The 21,783-nt window shown below is 71.9% G+C and carries 19 protein-coding genes; 13 read left to right on the top strand and 6 right to left on the bottom strand.

Annotation, left to right across the window (positions count from 1 at the left end):
* The first annotated feature begins 61 nt into the window (after nucleotides 1-61).
* Nucleotides 62-772, top strand: coding sequence for a Crp/Fnr family transcriptional regulator (locus ABZ738_RS17090; RefSeq protein ID WP_131053622.1), 711 nt, complete (start codon nucleotides 62-64; stop codon nucleotides 770-772).
* Here ABZ738_RS17090 and ABZ738_RS17085 read toward each other — a convergent pair.
* Both ABZ738_RS17085 and ABZ738_RS17080 read right to left on the bottom strand, forming a co-directional pair.
* Nucleotides 769-1,320, bottom strand: a complete 552-nt coding sequence (locus tag ABZ738_RS17085) for a hypothetical protein (protein ID WP_176093798.1) — start codon at nucleotides 1,318-1,320, stop codon at nucleotides 769-771. The two genes, ABZ738_RS17090 and ABZ738_RS17085, sit on opposite strands and share 4 nt — an antisense overlap.
* A 91-nt stretch (nucleotides 1,321-1,411) precedes the next feature.
* On the bottom strand, nucleotides 1,412-2,296 hold the full coding sequence (locus ABZ738_RS17080) for a hypothetical protein (protein WP_357214216.1): 885 nt from the start codon (nucleotides 2,294-2,296) through the stop codon (nucleotides 1,412-1,414).
* A 172-nt stretch (nucleotides 2,297-2,468) separates the two neighbouring features.
* Here ABZ738_RS17080 and ABZ738_RS17075 point away from each other — a divergent pair, with 172 nt between their 5' ends.
* The 4 genes from ABZ738_RS17075 to ABZ738_RS17060 all read left to right on the top strand — a co-directional run bounded on the left by ABZ738_RS17075 (nucleotide 2,469) and on the right by ABZ738_RS17060 (nucleotide 10,138).
* Nucleotides 2,469-4,202: a dynamin family protein gene (locus ABZ738_RS17075; protein WP_176093797.1), complete on the top strand. Its 1,734-nt coding sequence runs from the start codon at nucleotides 2,469-2,471 to the stop codon at nucleotides 4,200-4,202.
* 35 nt (nucleotides 4,203-4,237) lie between these two features.
* A complete protein-coding gene (locus tag ABZ738_RS17070) occupies nucleotides 4,238-6,139 on the top strand; it encodes a dynamin family protein (protein ID WP_131053616.1) in 1,902 nt (633 codons plus the stop codon).
* On the top strand, nucleotides 6,139-8,274 hold the full coding sequence (locus ABZ738_RS17065; RefSeq protein ID WP_176093796.1) for an Hsp70 family protein: 2,136 nt from the start codon (nucleotides 6,139-6,141) through the stop codon (nucleotides 8,272-8,274). The genes ABZ738_RS17070 and ABZ738_RS17065 overlap by 1 nt, the downstream gene beginning before the upstream one ends.
* A 238-nt stretch (nucleotides 8,275-8,512) precedes the next feature.
* Nucleotides 8,513-10,138 (top strand): cellulase family glycosylhydrolase, encoded by a 1,626-nt coding sequence (locus tag ABZ738_RS17060; protein ID WP_236145731.1) that lies wholly within the window; start codon nucleotides 8,513-8,515, stop codon nucleotides 10,136-10,138.
* 98 nt (nucleotides 10,139-10,236) lie between these two features.
* Here ABZ738_RS17060 and ABZ738_RS17055 read toward each other — a convergent pair whose 3' ends face one another.
* Both ABZ738_RS17055 and ABZ738_RS17050 read right to left on the bottom strand, forming a co-directional pair.
* On the bottom strand, nucleotides 10,237-10,872 hold the full coding sequence (locus tag ABZ738_RS17055) for a response regulator transcription factor (RefSeq protein WP_131053219.1): 636 nt from the start codon (nucleotides 10,870-10,872) through the stop codon (nucleotides 10,237-10,239).
* Nucleotides 10,824-12,131, bottom strand: coding sequence for a sensor histidine kinase (locus tag ABZ738_RS17050; protein ID WP_357214209.1), 1,308 nt, complete (start codon nucleotides 12,129-12,131; stop codon nucleotides 10,824-10,826). The genes ABZ738_RS17055 and ABZ738_RS17050 overlap by 49 nt, the downstream gene beginning before the upstream one ends.
* A gap of 109 nt (nucleotides 12,132-12,240) precedes the next feature.
* Here ABZ738_RS17050 and ABZ738_RS17045 point away from each other — a divergent pair, with 109 nt between their 5' ends.
* From ABZ738_RS17045 to ABZ738_RS17035, 3 genes are all read left to right on the top strand, one after another.
* Nucleotides 12,241-13,272, top strand: coding sequence for an acyl-CoA desaturase (locus tag ABZ738_RS17045; protein WP_131053220.1), 1,032 nt, complete (start codon nucleotides 12,241-12,243; stop codon nucleotides 13,270-13,272).
* An 88-nt stretch (nucleotides 13,273-13,360) separates the two neighbouring features.
* Nucleotides 13,361-13,813 carry a peptide-methionine (R)-S-oxide reductase MsrB gene (msrB, locus tag ABZ738_RS17040; protein WP_131053221.1) on the top strand — a complete coding sequence of 151 codons (453 nt, stop codon included), beginning with the start codon at nucleotides 13,361-13,363 and terminating at the stop codon, nucleotides 13,811-13,813.
* A gap of 51 nt (nucleotides 13,814-13,864) precedes the next feature.
* Complete coding sequence (locus ABZ738_RS17035; RefSeq protein WP_357214205.1) at nucleotides 13,865-15,091, top strand: epoxide hydrolase; 1,227 nt, start codon at nucleotides 13,865-13,867, stop codon at nucleotides 15,089-15,091.
* A 115-nt stretch (nucleotides 15,092-15,206) separates the two neighbouring features.
* On the opposite strand, the gene ABZ738_RS17030 is transcribed toward ABZ738_RS17035, so the two are convergent.
* A complete protein-coding gene (locus tag ABZ738_RS17030; protein WP_131053223.1) occupies nucleotides 15,207-16,127 on the bottom strand; it encodes a LysR family transcriptional regulator in 921 nt (306 codons plus the stop codon).
* A 122-nt stretch (nucleotides 16,128-16,249) separates the two neighbouring features.
* Here ABZ738_RS17030 and ABZ738_RS17025 point away from each other — a divergent pair, with 122 nt between their 5' ends.
* From ABZ738_RS17025 to ABZ738_RS17005, 5 genes are all read left to right on the top strand, one after another.
* Nucleotides 16,250-17,551, top strand: coding sequence for an aspartate aminotransferase family protein (locus ABZ738_RS17025; RefSeq protein WP_357214202.1), 1,302 nt, complete (start codon nucleotides 16,250-16,252; stop codon nucleotides 17,549-17,551).
* A gap of 84 nt (nucleotides 17,552-17,635) precedes the next feature.
* Nucleotides 17,636-18,172 (top strand): hypothetical protein, encoded by a 537-nt coding sequence (locus ABZ738_RS17020; RefSeq protein ID WP_131053225.1) that lies wholly within the window; start codon nucleotides 17,636-17,638, stop codon nucleotides 18,170-18,172.
* A gap of 302 nt (nucleotides 18,173-18,474) precedes the next feature.
* On the top strand, nucleotides 18,475-18,816 hold the full coding sequence (locus tag ABZ738_RS17015) for a metalloregulator ArsR/SmtB family transcription factor (protein WP_176093792.1): 342 nt from the start codon (nucleotides 18,475-18,477) through the stop codon (nucleotides 18,814-18,816).
* Nucleotides 18,817-18,819: 3 nt separating this feature from the next.
* Nucleotides 18,820-19,305: an SRPBCC domain-containing protein gene (locus tag ABZ738_RS17010; RefSeq protein WP_131053227.1), complete on the top strand. Its 486-nt coding sequence runs from the start codon at nucleotides 18,820-18,822 to the stop codon at nucleotides 19,303-19,305.
* A 225-nt stretch (nucleotides 19,306-19,530) separates the two neighbouring features.
* Nucleotides 19,531-20,280 (top strand): cobalt-precorrin-6A reductase, encoded by a 750-nt coding sequence (locus ABZ738_RS17005; RefSeq protein WP_131053228.1) that lies wholly within the window; start codon nucleotides 19,531-19,533, stop codon nucleotides 20,278-20,280.
* Here ABZ738_RS17005 and ABZ738_RS17000 read toward each other — a convergent pair.
* The gene (locus ABZ738_RS17000; protein WP_357214196.1) at nucleotides 20,268-21,782 is read right to left on the bottom strand and encodes a precorrin-2 C(20)-methyltransferase; all 1,515 of its coding nucleotides are present in this window, start codon (nucleotides 21,780-21,782) and stop codon (nucleotides 20,268-20,270) included. The genes ABZ738_RS17005 and ABZ738_RS17000 overlap by 13 nt on opposite strands.
* Nucleotide 21,783 lies beyond the last annotated feature (1 nt).

The raw sequence follows: 21,783 nt of genomic DNA, 5'->3' as shown, positions 1-21,783 counted from the left end.
GTGGCCACCGAGGAACGCTAGCTTCCTCGCATCCGCTTCGCCGGCCCACCCGGGAGCTTCCGTGATCCCCGAACAACGATCCGCCCGCAGCAGCGCGTGGCCGGCCGGCAGCTTCCTCGCCGGGCTGGCCGAGAACGACCGCGCGGTGATGCTGGCGGCCGGCAGTCCCCGGTCGTGGCGGCCCCGCGACCTGATCATCCGCGAGGGCGACACCGGCACCGCGGCCATCCTGCTGCTGCGCGGGCATGTCCGGGTGCTCGGCTCGAAGGCGGACGGCAACCCCACCCTGCTCGCCGTCCGGGTCGCCGGTGACCTCATCGGTGAACTGGCCGTCCTCGACGGTGGTCCACGGTCCGCGTCGGTCGTGGCGGCGGCGCCCGCCTCGGGACGGGTCACCCCCGCCGCGGACTTCCGCCGGCTGCTCGACGAGCATCCCCGCCTCGCCGAGGCGGTACGCCGGGTCGTCACCGCCAAGCTGCGGATGGCCAACCGGCACCGGGTGGACGTCGGGGGCGACCCGGTGCGGGTCCGCATCGCCCGACTGCTCGTGCACATGGGCGAGGTCTACGGCCGCCCGGTCAGCGACGGCATCCTCGTCGACGTGCCGTTGAGCCACTCGGACCTGGCCGAGCTGGTGGCCGCGGCGGAGCCGAGCGTGCAGCGGGCGCTCGCCGGGCTCAAGCGCGACGGCGCGGTGACCGTCGGTTACCGGCGGGTGGTGATCACGGACGCGGGGCGGCTGCGGATCGTGGCGACGACCATCGCGCCCTAACCGGCGAGGGTCACCAGGGTCATCGCCGCCAGCGCCGCCAGCACCATCAGCGCCATCCAGTTCAGCGCCCTGACCACGTGCCGGTTCTTCACCATCGCGATCTCCGCCAGCCGCCGGGCCGATTCCCACGCCTCCACACGCAACCGGCCGGAGGCCACGCCGGCTGCGGGCGCCTCCGGCCCGCCGAGGGCGCCCGTGGCGACCGCCGGGAACGCGAACCGGTTGTCCGGCGCCGGCGGGGTCAGCCGTGGACGCAGTCCCTGCATGAGGTGGTATCCGGAGATCAGGAACCCGACCATCACGGCTGCCAGCAGCGGTACGGCCGTCAGCCCGGCCGCCCCACCGGAGGCGACCAGCGCGACCGCCTCCCGCAGATGGGTGGAGACCACCACCGCGATGCCGGAGTGCACCACGAGCAACATGCTGACCTTGCTGTCCGCCTGCTGTGTGGCGACCTGGAACGAGGCGTTGATGGTGCCGGCGACGGCGATCTCCTCGGCGGGTGTCAGGGGCGGGTCGGGTGGTGGCGTCGGTGGTAGGCCGGTCATGTCGACAGCACACCACCGACACGCCGACCGATCGACATCAGGTGATGGCATCGACACGAAACGTCACCGCCCGTCCGGCCGTGGCCGCCGGTCACGGGTGCGGATGGTCGTCCTGGTGCAGGTCGTCCTGGTGCAGGTCGTCGTGGTGCACCACATCGTGGCGCGGTTCGTCGACGTCGTCCGGGTGGCTCGGATGGTCGGGGTCCAGCCGGTCGGAACCGTCGTGGTCACCGCGACGCGTGTGGTGACCGTCGGCGACCACCGCACGCCCACCGGCGGTCAAGGCCGCCCGGTAGCGGTGGGCCAACTCGGCGGCGACGGTCGCCAGCCCGGAGACCGTGAGCACGGTGGCGACCCCGTCCCAGCGGATCTCCGGACCGTACGGGTCCGGTGCCGGCCCGGCGGGCGGAAGGCAGACCCAGGCGACCACCGGTTCCTCGCGCAGGGTCAGCGCGACGCGCGAGAAGTGCTCCCGGGTCAGTCCGGGATAGTTCTGGCTGACCAGATCCGCGTAGAGGGCGTGCGGCACGATGACCGCGAGATCGCTGTCCGGTCGGGCGTCGGCCAGCTTCCGCTTCAGCACCGGGACGCCGACCAGGTCGTTGACGAGAATCGAGGCCGGACCGGCGAAGCCGTTGGGGCTGCGGGCGGTGGCACCCTCCACGATCGCCATCCGGGCCCGGATCGGCCCGAACTCACCCGGGTCACGGTTGTTCTCGGACAACCCGTGCCGGAAGCCCCGGATCAGCGCCGGGACCACGCGGGCCTCGTTGAGCCCCGGCGGGAACACCAGCATCAGGCCGTCGCCGCTCTCCTGGGGCTCGACCTGGCGGATCCGCGCGTAGCGGCAGGCGCACTGCACGATCCTCAGCAGCCGCACCTGGGCGTCGTAGTGGGTCGCCGCGGTACGCCGGCTGTACTTCTCGATGTCGACCGCCATCAGCAGTCTGCGGACGAAGTTCCCCTGCAGGACCATGTCTCCGTCTCCTCTCGGGCGCCGGGCGGGACCCACCACACCGGACCGGCGCCGCGGCACGGCCATTGTCGGACCGGGTGACCACGCCAGATGCCGTCGTATGACCGGAACAGCCGTCGCCGACGGACCTAGCCTCGACGCGACCGGCATCGTGACCCGGAAGGCCAGGTCCATGTCCACCACTGTCGTGCCCCCGTACCCCCCGCCGCGCTCCGTGCTGACGGAGCTGGCGCGCTGCGCCGCCCTCGCCCGGACCGGCGGACCGGCACTCGACCCGTTGGCCGACCTGTTGCGGCAGGCCGGTGACCGGCTGTCCCAACCGATGCGGGTCGCCGTCGTCGGCCAGATCAAGCGCGGCAAGTCGACGCTCGTCAACGCGCTCCTCGGCACGCCGGTCGCGGCCACCGGCCAACTGGAGTTGACCTTCACCGTCAACGAGCTGCGGTACGCCCCGGTGCCCACCGTCCGGGTCCACTACCGCGACGATCCGACGCCGACCGAGCTACCGCCGGAGCGGCTGCGCGAACTGACCGTGCGCGATCCCGCGCAGCTGGCACACCTGCGGCGCATCCGGAAGGTGGAGTTCGGGCTGCCGCACGACCTGCTGCGCCGGTTCCGGCTGGTCGACACCCCCGGGCTGGGCAGCGTCCACGGCGTCGACTCGGCGAACACCAGCGAGTTCCTCGGGCTCGTGCCGACCGACGGCGGCACCGTGGGCTCCACACTCGACGCCCTGCGCCGCACCGCCCGGGAGGTGCACCACGACAGCGCGGCCGAGCTGGACCGGGCCGACGCCGTGCTCTATCTGTTCAGCCGCGCCCTGCACCAGACCGACAAGGCGACACTGGAGGACTTCCTGGGCGATGTCGGGGGCGCGGTCACGCCGTTGCGGGCGTTCGGCGTGCTCACCCGGTGCGACCAGTTCTGGCCGCCGATGGCCGACCTGCCCGGCAGCCCCGACCCGATGACGTTCGACCCGATGGTCGCGGCGCGGGCCCTGGCAGACGACCATCTTCGCCGGCCCCGGATGCGGCGGATGTTCTACACCATCCTGCCCGTCTCGGGGCTGCTCGGCATCGGCGGGCAGACCCTGACCGACGCGCACCTGAACTGGTTGGCCGAACTCGCGACCGGCGACCCGCGACGGGTCGCCCGCCACGCCTCCGACGCCGGACGCTTCGCCCACGCGCCGCACCTCAACGGCATCACCCTGCCGGTCGCCGAACGTCGGGTGCTCGCCGAACACCTCGGCGTCTGGGGCGTCACCCGTGCCTGCGGGTACGTCCGGGACGGTCTCACCCCTGCCGAGATCCGGGACCGGCTGCGTGCCGACAGTGGGGTCAGCGCCCTGGAGGACCTGATCGTCAGTCATTTCGGCAACCGGTCCACGCTGCTCAAGCTCGACCACGGGTTACGCGACACCGACCGGGAGGTGGCGCGCATCCGGTTGACCGCTCAGCGGGGCGGCCCGCCGGTGCCCACCCCGGTGGGCGAGGTCGCCGCCGCGGTCGAGCGGCTCCGCGCCTGGATGCCGGCCTTCGCCGAGCTGCGGACCCTGTCGGCCTTCTACAACGGCGAGGTGACGCTCACCGCGCCGGAGTCGGCCGAACTGCTGCGCGTCACCGGGGAGCACGGCACCAGCTGCGCTGCCCGGTTGGGCCTGCCCGAGGAGAGCGCGCCTCGGCTCGTCCTCGACCGCGCCCGGGAGCGGGCTCGTGCCTGGGCGGCCCGGGAGCAGGATCCGACGCTCGACCGGCCCACCGCGCGAGCCGTCCGCACCATGCGACGGTGCCACGAACACATCGCCCACCGGGCCCGCCAGGCGCTGCGCCTGCTCTCCGACGTGGACGACCTGGACCAGCCGCCTCGGCTGAACCCGGCGTGGTCCACCGCGGCCAGCACATGATCGTCCACCACCCGGCCCTCTGAGAGGTGATCGCAGTGCACACGCTCGACCGACTCCGGCAGGACACCCTCTCCCTCCTCGACCACGTCCAGGTCGTCCTCGCCGACGACCTGTCACAGTCCGCCGCGCGGATGCTCACGGCCGAACGCGAGCGGGTGGCGGCCGGCCGCTACCACGTGGTCGTGTGCGGCGAGTTCCGGCAGGGCAAGTCCAGCCTGCTCAACGCACTTGTGGAACGGGTCGGACTCTTCCCCGTCGACCTGGACGTCACCACGGCGACCGTCACCGCCCTGCACTGGGCCGAGGCGGAACAGGCGGTGGTCTACTTCGCCGAGGACCCGGACGACCCGTCGGCCGCCCCCACGTCGCGACCGGTCCGGCTGGAGGAGATCACGGAGTTCGTGACCGAGCAGGCGAACCCGGACAACACCCGCCGGGTGAGCCTGGTGGAGATCGGGCTGCCGCTGGAGCCGCTGCGCTCCGGCCTGGTGCTCGTCGACACCCCCGGGATCGGCAGCCTCAACCCGGCGCACACGGCCGCGACGCGGGCGTTCCTCCCCCAGGCCGACGCGTTGGTCTTCGTCTCGTCGGCGGTCGAGCCACTGGGCACACCCGAGTTGGAGTTCCTCACCCATGCCCTGACCCAGTGTCCGACCGTCCTGGTCGCGATCACCTGCACCGACAAGGTCGTCGAACCCCAGCCCGTGGTGGCGGCGGCCCGCGCCCGCATCGCCGCGGTGGCCGGCGTACCCGAGGAGGAGCTGCGGGTGGCCGCCGTCTCCGCCTACCGCAAGAACGCCGCGCTGGCCGACGACGACCCCGACTTGCTCGCCGAATCCGGGTTCCCCGCCCTCGAACGCGAGCTGTGGGGCGCCCTCGCGGCCACCTGCGGTGCCCGGCAGGTCGTCCGGGCCGCGGACGCCGTGACCACCCTGCTCGACGACGCCATCGCTCCACTCGCGACCGAGTTGACCGCGCTGGTCGACGACACCCTCGACGAGTTGGGCACGCAGATCGAGAAGGCCCGGGCCGAAGCCGACAGACTCCGCGCCGAGACCCAGGGGTGGCGACGGGGCCTGCGTGGTGACATGGAGATGGCCGCCCGCGACGTACGCGACCAGCTCGGCGTGGACTTCGACCAGATCGCCGAACAGTTCCGCCGCAGCCTCGGCACCGACGAGGCCGTCTCCGACCCGAACGCCCTGGCCCGCCGGATCTCGCACCAGATCGTCGACGCGGGCCAACGCGCCCAACGGGAACTCCGGATGGCCGCCGAACACCTGGCGAGCCGGTACGCGCAACGCCTGTCCGTCGTCGTCGACCTCCCGCAGGGCGCCGACCTCGTCACCGCCCCCAGAGTGGGCGACGTGCATCCGACGCGCAGCAGCCAGCCCACCCGCTTCGCCACGTTCCGCACGGGGTGGAGCGGCAGCATGGCGTACGGCGGGGCGGGCGCCGCCATCGGCGCGGTGGCGGGCAGCGTCATCCCGATCGTGGGCACCCTGCTCGGCGGCATCGTCGGTGGCATGGTCGGCCAGATCACCGGCTGGTTCGCCGGGCGGCAGGAGGCCCAGCTCCAGGCCGAGCACCGCCGCCGGCACGAGCAGGTGGCGGCGCTACGCGACCGCGTCATCCCGATGATCGAATCCTCTCGTCGACGGGCCGAACGGCAGTTCACGTACCAGGTCAACGACTACGTCGACGCGTTGGCCCAGGCGTTGGAGGACCACGTGGCGGCGCAGAGCGAGTCGTACGCCGCCACCGAACGGCGGTTGGCTGCCGCCCGGGCCCGTGACGAGCTCCAGCGGGCGGAACGGATCGCGGAACTCAACGCGCGGGTGGCCGTCTTCGCCGGCCTGCAGGAGCAGTTCGACCGGCTCCGGGACCGGGCCGACGACCTGACCCGCCCGACGGACGAGCCCGAACGGCGACCGTGATGCCGAGCGGCCTCGTCTACGGCGTCGACTTCGGCATGTCCACCTCGGCGCTGGTGATCGGCCGCCCCGGTCGGGAGCCGGTCCTGGCCCGCGACCCGGCCGGGCGGCCCGACGTACCCACCGTGCCGTCGGCGGTGTGCCTGTTGCCCGACGGCACGCTCGCGGTCGGCGCCGTGGCCGAGAACGCCGGGCGGCTCCGCCCGCAGCACTACCGATGCCGCTTCAAACGGGACTTCGCCGATCCGATCCCGTGGGCACTCGGTGAGGACTGCGAGCTCACCACGCACGAACTGACCGCCGAGGTGTTGCGCTTCCTGCGCGAGCAGGCCACCGAGACGGTCGCGGGCACACCGGAGCGGGTCGTCGTGACGGTGCCGGCAAGCTGGGAGGACCACAACCGGCACCTGATGCGCACCGCTGCCGGCCTCGCCGGCTTCGACCCGGCCACGGTACGGCTGGAGCCGGACCCGGTGGCCGCCGCCGCGTACGCCTTCGCCGACACCACGTTGCCGGCGCAGGTCACCGCGCTCGTCTACGACCTGGGCGGCGGCACGTTCGACTGCGCGGTGGCGCAGACCGGCCCGGACGGCGCATTCGAGGTGCTGGGCCGACCGGGTGCCATCCCCGACCTCGGCGGCACCGATATCGACCGGATGCTGCTGGCCCACATCCGCCAGCGGTTCCCGGACCGGTGCGCCCACCTGTTCGCCGACACCACCGACCTCGACCTGCTGCCCCGCCGGCTTCAGTTGCGCGACACCTGCGAGCAGATCAAGATCCGGCTCTCCACGGTCACCACCCACTCGGCGGATCTCACCGACCTGGACCCGCCGACGACGTTCACGTTCACCCGCGACGAGCTGGACGAGCTGGTCCGGCCGGCCTTGCGGGAGACCATCACCGAGTGCGAACGGCTTCTCGACGACCTGGGCCTGCGATGGTCCGACATCGACCGGATCGTCCCGGTGGGCGGACCGACCCGGATGCCCTCGGTCGGGCGGACCCTGTCCGGGCACACCGGACGGCCGGTCCTGCGTACCGCCGAACCGGAACTGGCCGTCGCGTACGGTGCGGCGCTGCTGGCCGCCCGACCCACGCCCGACACCCGACGGTCGGCGCGCCGCGCCTTCTCCGCCAGGCCCGGCCCCGGCCAGGCCACGACGCCCGCCGCCGCGCCGACGACCGCCACACCCGACGGTGGACGCAGGCCCGACGGCGGTGGGACGCCGTCCGGCGTCGACCAGCACGGCCGGACCGACCCACGGACGATCGCGGTGGGACGCCGGGTCTATGCGGTGGCGGTCGACGGCGCGGGGGCCACCCTGGCGACCGGCTCGCCCGGCGAGGTGCAGCTCTGGGATCTGCGCCACGACCGGCTGCGCTGGCGTCGTCGCCTCGGCCCCGGTGACGATGCGGCCAGCGGCGTCTGCTGCACCCCCGACGGTGCCCGGATCGCGGCGGCGGGGCGGGACGGCACCGCCCGCGTCTGGGACGCCGTCACCGGTGACCAACTGCTGCGGGTACGCCACGACGACTGGGTCGACGCGGTGACCTTCAGCCCCGACGGCACACTGCTCGCCACCGCCAGCCACGACCAGACCGCCGTGCTCTGGGACAGCCGGTCGGGACGCCGGTTGGCCACGTTCGCCGGCTCGCACCGCCTGCACGGAGTCGCCTTCCATCCCGACGGCTCGCTGCTGGCCACGGCTGCCGGACGCCGGGGCGCCGAGGTGTGGAGCGTCGCAGAACGCAGACCGCTGCGGCTGCTGCCACACGACGACTGGGTCAACGCGGTGACCTTCAGCCCCGACGGCACACTGCTCGCCACCGCCGGTTACGACGGCACCGCCGTGGTCTGGGACACCGCATCCGGTGACCGCGTCGTCTCCGTCCGTCACGACGGCGGGGTCCTGGCGGTGGCGTTCGGATCGCGGGGTCGCCTGCTCGGCACCGCCGGGGACGACCGCACCGGACGGGTGTGGACGGTGCCGGAGGGCCGGGAGGTGAGCCGGATCCACCACGCCGGAGTGGTGCACGGCGTGGCCTTCGCCGGCCCGCGCACCCTCGTCACGGGTGGACACGACCTGGTCGTCCGGATCAGCACCTGGTCCGACGCTGGGCAGGAGGGCCGGTAGCGTCCGGCCCGGCCTCGGCGGCGAAGATGCGTACGGTTCTCCGGGTGTACGCGCCGCCCGTCACGGAAGACGCGGTGTCGAACGGGTTCGGACGCGTCCGGCGGCCACACGTGCAGGTGCGAACGGGCGCCACGGTCTACATGGATCGCCGTCGACGGGTTGACCCGACTGTAAGACATCTTTACAGTCCTGTTTCGACGCGTGTCGGCAGCTACCCCACGACGACAGAGGGAGTGGAATGTCCAGACTGCGTACTGCGGTGTCCGGAGTCCTCGCCGCCACACTCGCCATGGCCGGCGTCCTGGTCGCCGCCCCCGGCGCACAGGCCGCGACCGCCGACTTCGCCAAGGTCCAGGAGTGGGGTGGCGGCTACGAGGCCCGCTTCACCGTCCGCAACGACACCGCCACCACCATCTCCAGTTGGCGGGTCGACTTCGACCTGCCGGCCGGATCCACGCTCGGCAGCTACTGGGACGCCCTGCTGACCAGCAGCGGCAACCGGCACAGCTTCACCAACCGCACCTGGAACGGCACCCTGGCCGCCGGTGCGTCGACCACCTTCGGCTTCATCGTCTCCGGCAGCGGCACGCCGACCAACTGCACCGTCAACGGCGGCTCGTGCCGCGGCGGCAACGCCGACACCCAGGCGCCCAGCGTGCCCGGCAACCTCCGGGTCACCGGCACCAGCACGTCGAGCGTGGCGCTGGCCTGGAACGCCGCGACCGACAACGTCGGGGTCGCCGGCTACGACGTCTACCGTGGCAGCATGCTCGCCACCAGCGTCGTCGGCACCACCACCGCCACCGTCGGCGGCCTGAGCCCCGCCACCGCGTACACCTTCTCGGTCCGGGCCCGCGACGCCGCCGGCAACGTCTCGGCGGCGAGCACGACGGTCACCGCGACCACGGCACCCGGCACGGTGACCGGCACCCCCGCCTCGATCAACGGTCAGCTGCGGGTCTGCGGCGTGCAGCTCTGCAACAAGTACGGCCGACCGATCCAGTTGCGCGGCATGAGCACCCACGGCATCCAGTGGTACTCGCAGTGCGTCAACAACGCCTCGCTGGACGCGCTCGCCTACGACTGGAACGCCGACGTGCTGCGCATCTCCATGTACATCCAGGAGGGCGGCTACGAGACCGACCCGCGCGGCTTCACCGACCGGGTGCACGACTACATCGAACGGGCCACCGCACGCGGCATGTACGCCATCGTCGACTGGCACATGCTCACCCCGGGCGACCCGAACCACAACCTGGCCCGGGCGCGCACCTTCTTCACCGAGATCGCGCAGCGCCACAAGGACAAGACCAACATCCTGTACGAGGTGGCCAACGAGCCCAACGGGGTGAGCTGGGCGTCGATCAAGAGCTACGCCGAGCAGATCATCCCGGTCATCCGGGCGCAGGACCCCGACGGCGTGGTGCTGGTCGGCACCCGCGCCTGGTCGTCGCTGGGCCTCTCCGAGGGCTCCTCGGAGACCGAGATCGTCAACAGCCCGGTCAACGCCTCGAACATCATGTACACCTTCCACTTCTACGCCGCCTCGCACGGCACGACGTACCTGAACGCGCTGTCCCGGACCGCCGACCGGCTGCCGGTCTTCGTCACCGAGTTCGGCACCCAGACCGCCTCCGGCGACGGGGCGAACGACTTCACCCGTGCCCAGCAGTACCTGGACCTGATGGCCACCAAGAAGATCAGTTGGGTGAACTGGAACTTCTCCGACGACTTCCGCAGCGGTGCCGTCTTCCTCACCGGCACCTGCGGCGGCAGCTCGTACACCGGGACCGGCGTCCTCAAGCCCGCCGGGGTCTGGGTACGCGACCGGATCCGTACCCCGGACAACTTCCCGACCAGCTGAGCACCGACGTGCGGCGGGGCGGCCCGGAGGTCCGCCCCGCCCTCGCGGACGGTGACCGTCGGTGGAGAGCGGACGCCTGAGACGGAACGTCGACCCCGTCAGGGGTTGAGGTACGCCAGTACGGCGAGGACCCGCCGGTTGTGGTCGTCCGAGGGCGGCATGTCGAGCTTGGTGAAGATGTTGTTGATGTGCTTGCTGACGGCCTTCTCGGTGATGTGCAGCTTGCCGGCGATCGCGGCGTTGGAGCGGCCCTCGGCCATCTCGCCGAGCACCTCCCGCTCCCGGACGGTGAGGACCGCGAGAGGCTCCCGGCGGGCCAGCAGTCGAGAGATCACCTCAGGGTCCATCGCGGTCCCGCCCTGGGCGACCCGGCGGACCGCGTCGACGAACTCGCCGACGTGGGACACCCGATCCTTGAGCAGGTAACCCACGCCGCCGTGCGGTGTGCTGAGCAACTCCCGGGCGTACAACGGCTCGACGTGTTGGGACAGCACGAGGATCGGCAGACCGGGGATCCGGGTACGGGCGGCGATCGCGGCGTGCAGGCCCTCGTCGGTGAACGTCGGCGGTAGCCGCACGTCCACGACCGCCACCTGGGGCCGGAGGCTGACCAGCGCCGGCAGCAGGGCGGGGCCGTTGTCGACGGCCGCGACGACGTCGAAGTCGAAGGCCCGCAGGATCCGGGTCAACCCGTCCCGGAGGAGTGCGTGGTCCTCGGCGATGACAACGCGCACGGCAGCTCCATGGTGACGACGGTGGGCCCTCCGGCCGGGCTCGACACGGTGATCGTGCCATCGAAGGCGGCCAGACGGCGTTCGATACCCCGGAGGCCGGAACCGGCGCCCGGGTCGGCACCACCGGTCCCGTCGTCGGCGACCACCATGGTCAGCGTGCCGTCGGAGTGCCGCAGGGACACCGCCCCGGTCCGCGCCCGACTGTGCCGGACCAGGTTGGTCAACGTCTCGGCCACGGCGAAGTAGGCGGCCGACTCGACCGGGGTGTCGAGTCGGCCGGGCAGGTCGACATCGACCGTGATCGGCACGGGCAGGCCCAGCGCCAACGCCCGCACCGCGCCGTCGAGCCCGCGCTCGGCCAGCACCGGCGGATGGATGCCCCGGACGAGATGGCGCAACTCGACCAGGGCGGTGCCGCTGGACTCCCGCGCTTCCGCGAGCATCTCACGAGCCGCGTTCGGGTCACGGTCGATCAGCTCGTCGGCCAGGCCGATCATCATGCCCAGGGAGACGAGGCGAGCCTGGATGCCGTCGTGCAGGTCACGCTCGATGCGACGCAGCTCGGCGGCCTGGGCGTCGACGGTGTCGGCCCGGGTGACGGTCAGTTCGGTGACGCGCAGTCGCAGCTCCGCGGCCTTGGTCGGGGCGAGCAGCAGCCGGGCGAAGTACCCGTCGACGCGGCGCAGCCACGGGGCCAACCAGAGCCCACCGGCGAGGATGGCGACGCCCTGCGGCACACAGACCAGCCCTTCCACGACATTGTCGACCGACCAGACGAGGCCGTAGCCGTACCAGTCGGTGCCGAGCCAGATCCAGACCGGCACCAACGTCAGGCCCATGACGCCGTAGAGCGGCACGGCCAGCGAGATCAGACCGAGGGCGGTGGACACCACCGCGCCGGGCAGGAGCCAGGCGAGATCGCGCCAGGTGGCCGGGTCGGTGACGATCCAGCGGAACCGCCGCCACCCGCCGGGGACGCCGCGTGCCGGGGGCGGACGGTAGGGCCGGGACACCGGGACACCGGCGCGGGTGGCCCGCCGGCGTTCGAGATCCGCGCGGTGGCGGACCAGCGTCATCGTCCACGGCAGCAACGCCATGCCGAGGAACGGCACCGGGACCAGGGCCAGTGCCACCAGCGAGACGCCGAGCAGCACGAGGTTGGTCACGGCCAGACCGACGGCGGCCAGACCGGCGAGTACGGCGCGCAGGCCCCGCCACGCCCACGCGTACGCCCGCTCGTCGCCGTCGACCCGGTCCATCGTCACATTGTGCCTGCGTGTCAGCCGCTTCTCGGTGGTGCTAGCACCCCGTCGTAGGGTGGGGGCAGAACTCCTGACGGGGGCGTCCCCTATACGGTCTGCTGGGACCATGACGACCGCCACGACGCCGCCGCGCCCGACGAGCGGCAGCGATTTCGCCGTCCTGTCCCGCCGGATCACCGATGCCGGGTTGATGCGACGCCGGCCCCTCTACTACGCCCTGAGGTTGGGTGTCGTCGGGCTCATGTTCGTCGGTGGCTGGACGGCCTTCGTCGCCCTCGGTTCGTCGTGGTGGCAGATGATCACCGCGGTCTTCCTCGCCGTCACGTTCGCCCAGGTCGCGCTCGTGGCACACGATTTGGCACACCGCCAGGTGTTCCGGACCAGGCGTCCGAGTGCGGTCGCCGGGCTGGTCGCCGGCAACCTCGGCGTCGGGATGAGCTACGGCTGGTGGATGGAGAAGCACACCCGCCACCACAACAACCCCAATCACGACGATCTCGACCCGGACGTGGCCCCGGAGGTGCTCGTCTGGACCGCGGAGTCGGCCGTCGGCCGTCGTGGGCTGCGCGGATTCGTCGTCCGGCACCAGGGCGTCCTGTTCTTCCCGCTGCTCACCCTGCTCGCCGTCAGCCTGAAGGTATCCAGCGTCAAGGCGTTGCGGGACGGCACGGTGAAGCGACCCGGTGTGGAGACCGCCCTGCTTCTCCTGCACGCCGGTGGCTACCTCACGGCCCTCCTGCTCGTGCTGACCCCGCCGCAGGCCGTCGCCTTCCTGCTGCTGCACCAGGCGCTCTTCGGCGTCTATCTCGGGATGACCTTCGCGCCCAACCACAAGGGGATGCCGCATCCGACCGGCACCGAGGACTATCTGCGCAAGCAGGTGCTGACCTCGCGCAACGTTTACGGCAGCCGGTTGGTGGACGCGGCACTCGGCGGCCTGAACTACCAGATCGAACACCACCTCTTCCCCGCCATGCCGACGCCCAACCTGCGCCGGGCCCAGCCGATCGTGCAGGCGTACTGCGCCGAGATCGGGGTTCACTACGAGCAGACCGGCCTGGTCGACTCGTACCGGCAGGCGCTGCGACACCTGCACGAGGTGGGTGCCCCCGCCCGGGCCGCGTACGCCTCCCGGTGACTGTGTGGCGTAGGCGGAGGCAGGCCGGGTAGGCAGCGGGTTCGGAGATTCCCCGACCACCGGGCACTGCCCGCCGGGAGGAGAAGTCGTGTCTCAGGACTACCGCAAGAACCCCGAAAAGGTCTCGAACCTGACGCCCGAGCAGTACCGGGTCACACAGGAGGCCGCGACCGAGACGCCCTTCGCCAACGAGTACTGGGACAAGAAGGATCCCGGTCTCTATGTCGACGTGGTGTCCGGTGAACCCCTGTTCGCCTCCGTCGACAAGTACGACAGCGGCACCGGCTGGCCGACGTTCAGCAGGCCGGTCGAGTCCACGAACCTCGTCGAGATCCCGGACAGCAGCCTCGGCGTCACCCGCACCGAGGTCCGGTCCGCGCACGGCGACAGCCACCTCGGCCACGTCTTCGACGACGGTCCGATCGAGACCGGCGGGCTGCGCTACTGCATGAACTCCGCCGCGATGCGCTTCGTGCCCCGCGACGACCTGGAGCGCGAGGGCTACGGGGCGTACCTCGACCGATTCGCCGCACGGCGCTGACCCCGTCCGACGACTCCCGTACACCCGCGAGAGCGGGAGAAGGAGGCAGAGATGGCCGTCAAGACCGAAGCCCGACCGCGTACCACGCAGATCCGGCCGTTCACGGTCGAGATCCCGCAGGCGGAGCTGGACGACCTGCGCCGCCGGATCGCCGCCACCCGGTGGCCGGAGCAGGAGACCGTCGACGACCAGTCGCAGGGCGTGCCGCTCGCCACGATCCAGGCGGTCGCGCGCTACTGGGAGCAGGAGTACGACTGGCGTGGCGTCGAGGCGCGGCTGAACAGCGTTCCGCAGTTCATGACCGAGATCGACGGACTGGACATCCACTTCATCCACGTCCGCTCGAAGCACGAGGACGCGCTGCCGCTGATCATCACGCACGGCTGGCCCGGCTCGGTGATCGAACAGCTCAAGGTCATCGGCCCGCTGACCGATCCCACCGCCCACGGCGGCAGCGCCTCGGACGCCTTCCACGTGGTGATCCCGTCCATGCCCGGGCACGGCTTCTCCGGTAAGCCGACCATGCCGGGCTGGGGTCCGGAGCACATCGCGAGCGCGTGGACCGAGCTGATGCGGCGCCTCGGGTACGACCGCTTCGTCGCCCAGGGCGGCGACTGGGGCGCGATCATCTCGGACCTGATGGGGGTCCAGGCACCGCCGGAGCTGGCCGGGATCCACACCAACATGCCGGGAGCCGTACCAGCGGATCTCGACAAGCTGTTCCAGTCCGACATGAGCGGGGCGAACGATGCCCTCGGCTCGCTGCCGTCGAACCTCTCCGACGAGGAACGGCGCGCCTGCGAGCAACTGAACTTCGTGTGGAAGCACGTCGCGTACGCCCTCATGATGGGCACCCGGCCGCAGACCCTGACCGCGCTGGCGGACTCGCCGGTCGGCCTGGCCGCGTTCCTGCTCGACCACGACGCGCGCAGTCTGGACCTCATCTCGCGGGTCTTCGCGGGCGGGCCCGGCGGCCTCAGCCGGGACGACGTGCTGGACAACATCACGTTGTACTGGTTGACGAACACCGGCGTCTCGTCGTCCCGGCTCTACGCGGAGAACGCACTCTCGTTCTTCGCCACCAAGGGCGTACGCGTGCCGGTGGCGGTGAGCGTCTTCCCGGACGAGCTGTACGAGGCACCGCGTAGCTGGGTGGAGCAGGCGTACCCGAACCTCGTCTACTACCACCGGCTCGACCGGGGCGGGCACTTCGCCGCCTGGGAACGGCCGATGGCCTTCGCCGAGGAACTGCGCGCCGGCTTCCGGCCGCTGCGCTAGACGGCAGTCGCACCACCGTCGTGCCCGGTGTCCTCGGACACCGGGCACGCGCGTACTCCCGTTCGCCGGATCACCGGTCATGCGCAGACCCCGCCTCGGATCGTCGGTCGTCGCGTCAGCGGTCAGGCATGGCGGTGCAGGGATCGGCCTCGGCGTCCGCGCGCAGCCGCGCCACCGCGCGGGCGAGGAGTTCCTGCCGACGGTGGTCCCGGCGGACGTGCACGACGATGCGACGCCGGACGACGGGACGGACCACCGGCCTCGCCACCGCGCCCCCGGGCAGCTCCACGACGGCCAGGCGCGGCAGCAGTGTGACGCCGACACCGGCCGCCACCAGGCGCAATGCTGCCCGGTGGTCGTCCAGACGGGCGGCGAATCGGGGGGTGAACCCGGCGGTCCGGCAGGCGCTGGAGATGATCTGCCCGATCGGGCTGTCGTAGATGTCGTGGTCCACCCACGGCTCGGCACCGAGGTCCCGCAACGCGATCTCGGGGGCGTCCACGAGCGGGTGCCCGGCGGGCAGGACGGCGACGAGTTCCTCGACGGCGAGGTCGTGCCGCTGGTAGCCGTCGAGCCGTACCTCGACGCCGCCGGCCGGCTCGGTGCGGATGTCCAGGTCCGGCTGCCGGCGCCCCCGCCCGTCGACCGGCTCGTTGAGGCTGATCTCGACGGTGAGGTTCGGTCGGTGCTGCCGAACGGTCCGCACCAGCTCCGGGATCCACCGTTCGGCCGCCGAGGCGAAACAGGCGATCGCCAGGTGCTCGCCCTGGCCGCCACGCAGGTCCGCGACGACCCGTTCCAGCCGCTCGAAGTCGGCGACCAGTGTCTGCGCCTGGTCGGCGAGATGTCGGGCGGCGTCGGTGGCGACGATGCCCCGTCCCTGCCTCACGAAGAGGACCAGGCCGGTCTCCCTGGCCAGTTCGGTCATGTGCTGACTGATCGTGGCCGGGGCGTAGTTCAGGTTCCGGGCGGCCCGGTTGATCGATCCGGCCAACAGGACCGCCCGCAGCACCACCAGGCGTCGAGGGTTCAGCATGCGTCGACCGTACGGCGACGACGAACGATCAGCGATCTTTGTCTGCTTGTCGCCCCGCCGGGGCCGTCGCAGGATGACCGGCAGGGACCGGCTCCGCCGCCCGACGGACGAGAGGACCGCTGATGGACACGACCTTCTGGGACCAGGCGGACCGCCTGCTGATCCGGTACGGGGCCAGCTTCACTCCCCGGATCATCGAACGCGCCCGGGGGGCGTACGTCTTCGACCGCGAGGGCAGGTCGATCCTCGACTTCACCTCGGGGCAGATGAGCGCCATCCTCGGCCACGGGCACCCGGACATCGTCTCCACCGTCTCGTCCGCGGTCGCCTCACTGGACCACCTCTACAGCGGCATGCTCAGCCCGCCGCTGCTCGCGCTGGCCGAACGGCTCGCCGCCACACTGCCCGACCCGCTCGGCAAGACGCTGCTGCTCACCACCGGCGCCGAAGCGAACGAGGCGGCGATCAAGATGGCCAAGCTCTACACCGGCCGGTACGAGATCGTCTCCTTCGACCGGTCCTGGCACGGCATGACGCAGGGGGCGGCCTCGGCGACGTTCTCCGCCGGGCGGCGCGGCTACGGTCCGCCGATCCCGGGTAACCTCGCCCTGCCCACACCGAACGCCTACCGGTCGCCGTTCCGTAGCGCAGACGGCGCACACGACTGGGAGGCCGAACTCGCGTACGGCTTCGCCCTGGTCGACCAGCAGTCCGCCGGAAGCCTCGCCGCCTGCCTGGTCGAACCGATCCTCTCCTCGGGCGGCATCATCGACCTGCCGCCCGGATACCTGGCCCGCCTCCGGCAGATGTGCGACGAGCGCGGGATGCTCCTCATCCTCGACGAGGCGCAGACCGGCCTCGGCCGCACCGGCACGATGTACGCCTTCGAGCGCGACGACGTCGCCCCCGACATCCTGACCCTGTCGAAGACCCTCGGGGCGGGACTGCCGGTGGCCGCCGTGGTGACCAGCGCCGAGATCGAGCAGGTCTGCCACGACCGGGGGTTCCTCTTCTACACCACCCACGTCTCCGACCCGCTGGCGGCGGCGGTCGCGCTGACCGTGCTCGACGTCATCGCCCGAGAGGATCTGGTGCGGCGTGCCGCGCGACTCGGCGAGCAGCTCACCGATCGGCTCCAGGCGCTGCGGGACGAACACGAGGTGGTGGGCGACGTCCGGGGCCGGGGCCTGCTCCAGGGCATCGAGCTGGTGACCGACAAGGTGAGCCGCACACCGGCCGACGCGTTGGGTGCCCGGGTCACCTCGGCCTGCCTCGACCGGGGACTGCACATGAACATCGTCCAACTGCCGGGCATGGGCGGGATCTTCCGCATCGCCCCACCGCTCACCATCAGCGACGAAGACCTGCACGCCGGCCTGGACATCCTCGACGCCGCACTCACCGCCGTCCTACGCGAAGGGTGACACCGCGCGGTGGCCGACGCGCCGCATGTGGTGACCGAGAGACCGCGCATGGCGGCGGAAGTCCTCCACACTAGGCTTGCCGCCATGTCAGAGCCAACGCCCGAGCCGCGCAGGGTCGGCCAGCTGGTATGGGCCCCCGACGAGGTGACCGCCGGCATCGGAAGCCAGGTGCAACCACAGGTCAGTCGAGGTCGCAGGGCGTTGCAGACCGGGCTGGCCGCCTTCCTCCTGACGTGGGTACCAACCCTTGCCATTCTCCTGGTGGCCAACTTCGCCGTACCGTCGCTGACCGACGACGCCGGTGCCGGACGAGTCGCCCTCTGGGCGTTGCTGATCGCCGTGCTGTTCGCGGTCACGGCGGCGGTGAGCACGCTGTGGTCGAGGCCCGACCGGGACGGAGAGGAGCCCTCGGGCCTGGTCGTCGCGCTGCGCGTCGTGCGTGGTGCGCTGCTGACCGGTGTGGGTGCGGGCGCGGTGCTGGTGTGGCAGGGGCTGTCGGTGGAGCAGGCTGCCACGTTGGCGGTGATTCTGGCGCTACTCCTGCGCGTCCTGCCGGTGGTGGCGGCGCGGACGTTCGCGCGACGCCGGAGCGGCCCGGCGGAAAGCCCCACCGCCCCGTAGCCGTACCCACTCAGGCCAGCTTGCCAGGAGGTGGGGAGATTTGTTGTCGCTCTAGCGACAACAAATCTCCCCACCTACCCAGGCACCGCCCCACCCGGATGCAAGGAAGGGTCCCCGGTTAACACCTGGTGTTAACCGGGGACCCTTCCTTGCATCCGTATCGACGGCCGTGCGTCCGGCGACTCAGCCGCGCACCGCGCTCGTGTCCGCACCGCGAGGCGCCACACCCCGCGCCGCGACACGCGGGGATGAATCCTGCGAAGGTCTGGCGACGTACAACTGATTGGTTGTATGTTGGGGTGGTGACGGAGACGAGTGACGACCGGGCGGACGCCCTGTTCCACGCGCTCGCCGACCGCACCCGGCGCGACATCCTGCGCCGCGTGCTCGCCGGGGAGCACTCCGTCTCCGCGCTCGCCGCCAACTACGACATGAGCTTCGCCGCCGTGCAGAAACACGTCGCCGTGCTGGAGAGGGCCGGCCTGCTGACCAAGCGACGCAGCGGCCGCGAGCAACTGGCCAGCGGCGACGTGCAGGCGGTGCGGTCGGTGGCGTCCATGCTCACCGAGCTCGAACAGGTCTGGCGCGGCCGCATCGCCCGCATCGACATGCTCATCGCATCCGAAACCGACCAGGAGGACTGAACAGTGCCCGTCACCGACGTCAAGCAGGACCTCGACAACCTGAGCCTGACCATCACCGCCGACTTCGCCGCACCGGTGGAGCGGATCTGGCAGGTGTACGCCGACCCACGCCAACTGGAGAAGGTCTGGGGACCGCCGACCTATCCGGCCACCGTGGTCGACCACGATCTCACGCCCGGGGGCCGGGTCACCTACTACATGACCAGCCCGGAGGGCGAGCGGTACGCCGGGTACTGGCTGGTCACGGCCGTGGACGAGGCTCGCAGCTTCGCCTTCGACGACGGCTTCGCCCACGACGACCTCTCCCCCAACCCGGAGATGCCGGTCTCCAAGTGCGTCTACACCTTCAGCGCGCACGACGGCGGGACCCGGGTGACGTACGTGAGCACCTACCCGTCCGCCGAGGCGCTCCAGCAGGTGCTGGACATGGGCATGGTGGAGGGCGCCACCGGAGCGATCAACCAGATCGACGGGTTCGTCGCCGCCTGACCGCTGCGCAAGCCGGCGCCGGCACCCACGCGGAGGGCCCGTACCGGCGCCCACCGCCGAGCCGGCGCCGGCTCCGGAACAAGGTGCCCGCACGGGAGAGCCGGCGCCGGCGCCGATGTTAGGAGGGGACCCCTGCTATACCGCAGGCGTTAGCAGGGGGCCCTTCCTTACACGAAGGCGCGTGGTTGACTGGTCGATCGGGGAACGAGCAGCAGGGGGTGGCGGGTGCGGGTACTCATCCTCGGGGGCACCGCCGAGGCACGTGATCTCGCCGCCCGACTCGTCGACCGGCCGGGGCTGTCGGTGATCTCGTCGCTGGCCGGGCGAGTCGCCGATCCCCGCCTGCCGGTCGGTGAGGTACGCATCGGGGGGTTCGGTGGTGCCGACGGCCTGGCCCGGTGGCTCGACACGCACCCCGTCGACGTACTGGTCGACGCCACCCACCCGTACGCGGCCCGGATCCGGACCGCCGCCGTCACCGCCGCTGCCCAGGTCGGCGTACCTCATCTGCGGCTGGAACGACCGGGCTGGACGGCGCGGCCGGGTGACCGCTGGCACCGTGTGCCGGACGTGGCCGCCGCCGTCCGGGAACTTCCGGCGCTCGGGCGGCGGGTCCTGCTCACCACCGGACGGCAGAGCCTCGCGGCGTTCCGTCCGTCGACCGGGCTGTGGATCCTGGCCCGGGTCGTGGACGCGCCGGAGGAGCCGCTGCCGGAACACATCCGGTTGCTGCGCAGCCGGGGTCCCTACACGCTCGCCGGTGAACTGGAGCTGATCCGCACCCATCGCCTCGACGTGGTGGTGACCAAGGACAGCGGCGGCCGGCTCACCGAGGCGAAACTCGACGCGGCCCGACAGCTCGGCCTACCGGTGCTGATGATCGACCGGCCGGTGCCCGCCGTCCATCCGACGACGGTGTCCAGGGTGGACGAGGCGGTGGACTGGGTGTCGGCGCTGCCGGTTCAGCCGGGATAGGTGCGCGGCGTCCAGACCGCCACCGAGTCGTCGCCCCGCGTGCTGACCTGGGTGGTCGACGAGCCGATGATGAGCAGGCAGCGCATGTCCACGGTGTCCGGGTCGAGATCACCGAGCGTGATCACGGTGACGGACTCGGTGGCCCGGCCCACGTCCCGGGCCAGCACCACAGGCGTCTTGGGGTCACGGTGGCGCAGCAGCGTCTCCCGGGCCGCGCCCACCTGCCAGCGACGGCTGGCCGAGGCCGGGTTGTAGAGCGCCAGGACCAGGTCGGCCGCGGCGGCGGCGGCCAGGCGGGACTCGATGACCGGCCACGGTTTGAGCCGGTCCGACAGGGACAGCACCGCGAAGTCGTGCCCGAGCGGGGCACCCACCCGGCTCGCCGCCGCCTGCGCCGCCGTCAGGCCCGGCAGCACCCGTACCGGCACCCCGGCGAATCTCGCCTGGCCGGTCGCCACCTCGTAGACCGCGCTGGCCATGGCGAACACGCCGGGGTCGCCGGAGGACACCACCACCACCCGGGCCCCGCCGAGTGCCAGCTCCAGGGCGTGGGCGGCCCGTTCGGTCTCCACCTGGTTGCCCGAGGTGTGCCGCTGCTGGCCGGGACGCACCGGCACCCGGTCCACGTACGGGCCGTAGCCGACCAGGTGCTCGGCCTCGCGCAGCGCCCGCGCCACCTCGGGGGTGAGCCAGCGGGGTCCGGCCGGGCCGAGCCCGACCACGACCACCTCCCCCGCCGACGCCGGTCCGGGTGCCGGCAGGTCGTCGCGGCTGGCGGCGCTGGTCGGGCTGGGCAGCAACGCCAGCGAGAAGTACGGCACCTCGTCGGTGGACACGTCGGCCAGCGGGGCGTGTCGTCCGCGTGGTGAGGTGGCCCGCTCCACGTACCAGGTCTCGGGCAGTCGGCCCGCGTCGTCCAGGGCGGCGCGGACGTTGTCGAAGGTCCGGCCCAGCTTGAGTACGGCGGCGGCGTCGGTGTCGGCGAGCCGCCGGGCGAGTTCCTCGGCGGGCAGCGTGCCGGGCAGGACGGTCAGCACCTCGTCGCGTTCGACGAGCGGCCGACCCAGCACGGCGGAGGCGGCGCTGATCGAGGTCACCCCCGGCACCACCTCGGCCGGGAACCGGTGCGCGAGCCGCTCGTGCAGGTACATGTAGGAGCCGTAGAACATCGGGTCGCCCGCGCAGAGCACCACCACGTCGCGTCCGGCGGCCAGGTGGACGGCCAGCCGTTCGGCGCTGTCGTCGTAGAACCGGCGGATCACGCCCTCGTAGCCGGCCGGGTCGTCGGTGCCCTCGGTGGTGACCGGGTAGACCAGGGCCTCGTGTACGTGGTCCTCCCGCAGCAGACCGGCCACGATGGAGCGGGCGATGCTGCGGCCGTGCCGGGCCGAGTAGTACGCGACCACGTCGGTCTCGGCGATCAGCCGGGCCGCCTTGACCGTCAACAGTTCCGGGTCGCCGGGTCCGACCCCGACGCCGTAGAGCGTGCCGGGCTCCACCATG

It is taken from the genome of Micromonospora sp. NPDC047793, from assembly GCF_040642635.1.
Lineage (GTDB): Bacteria > Actinomycetota > Actinomycetes > Mycobacteriales > Micromonosporaceae > Micromonospora.
This window is presented reverse-complemented; position numbering and strand designations above follow the sequence as displayed.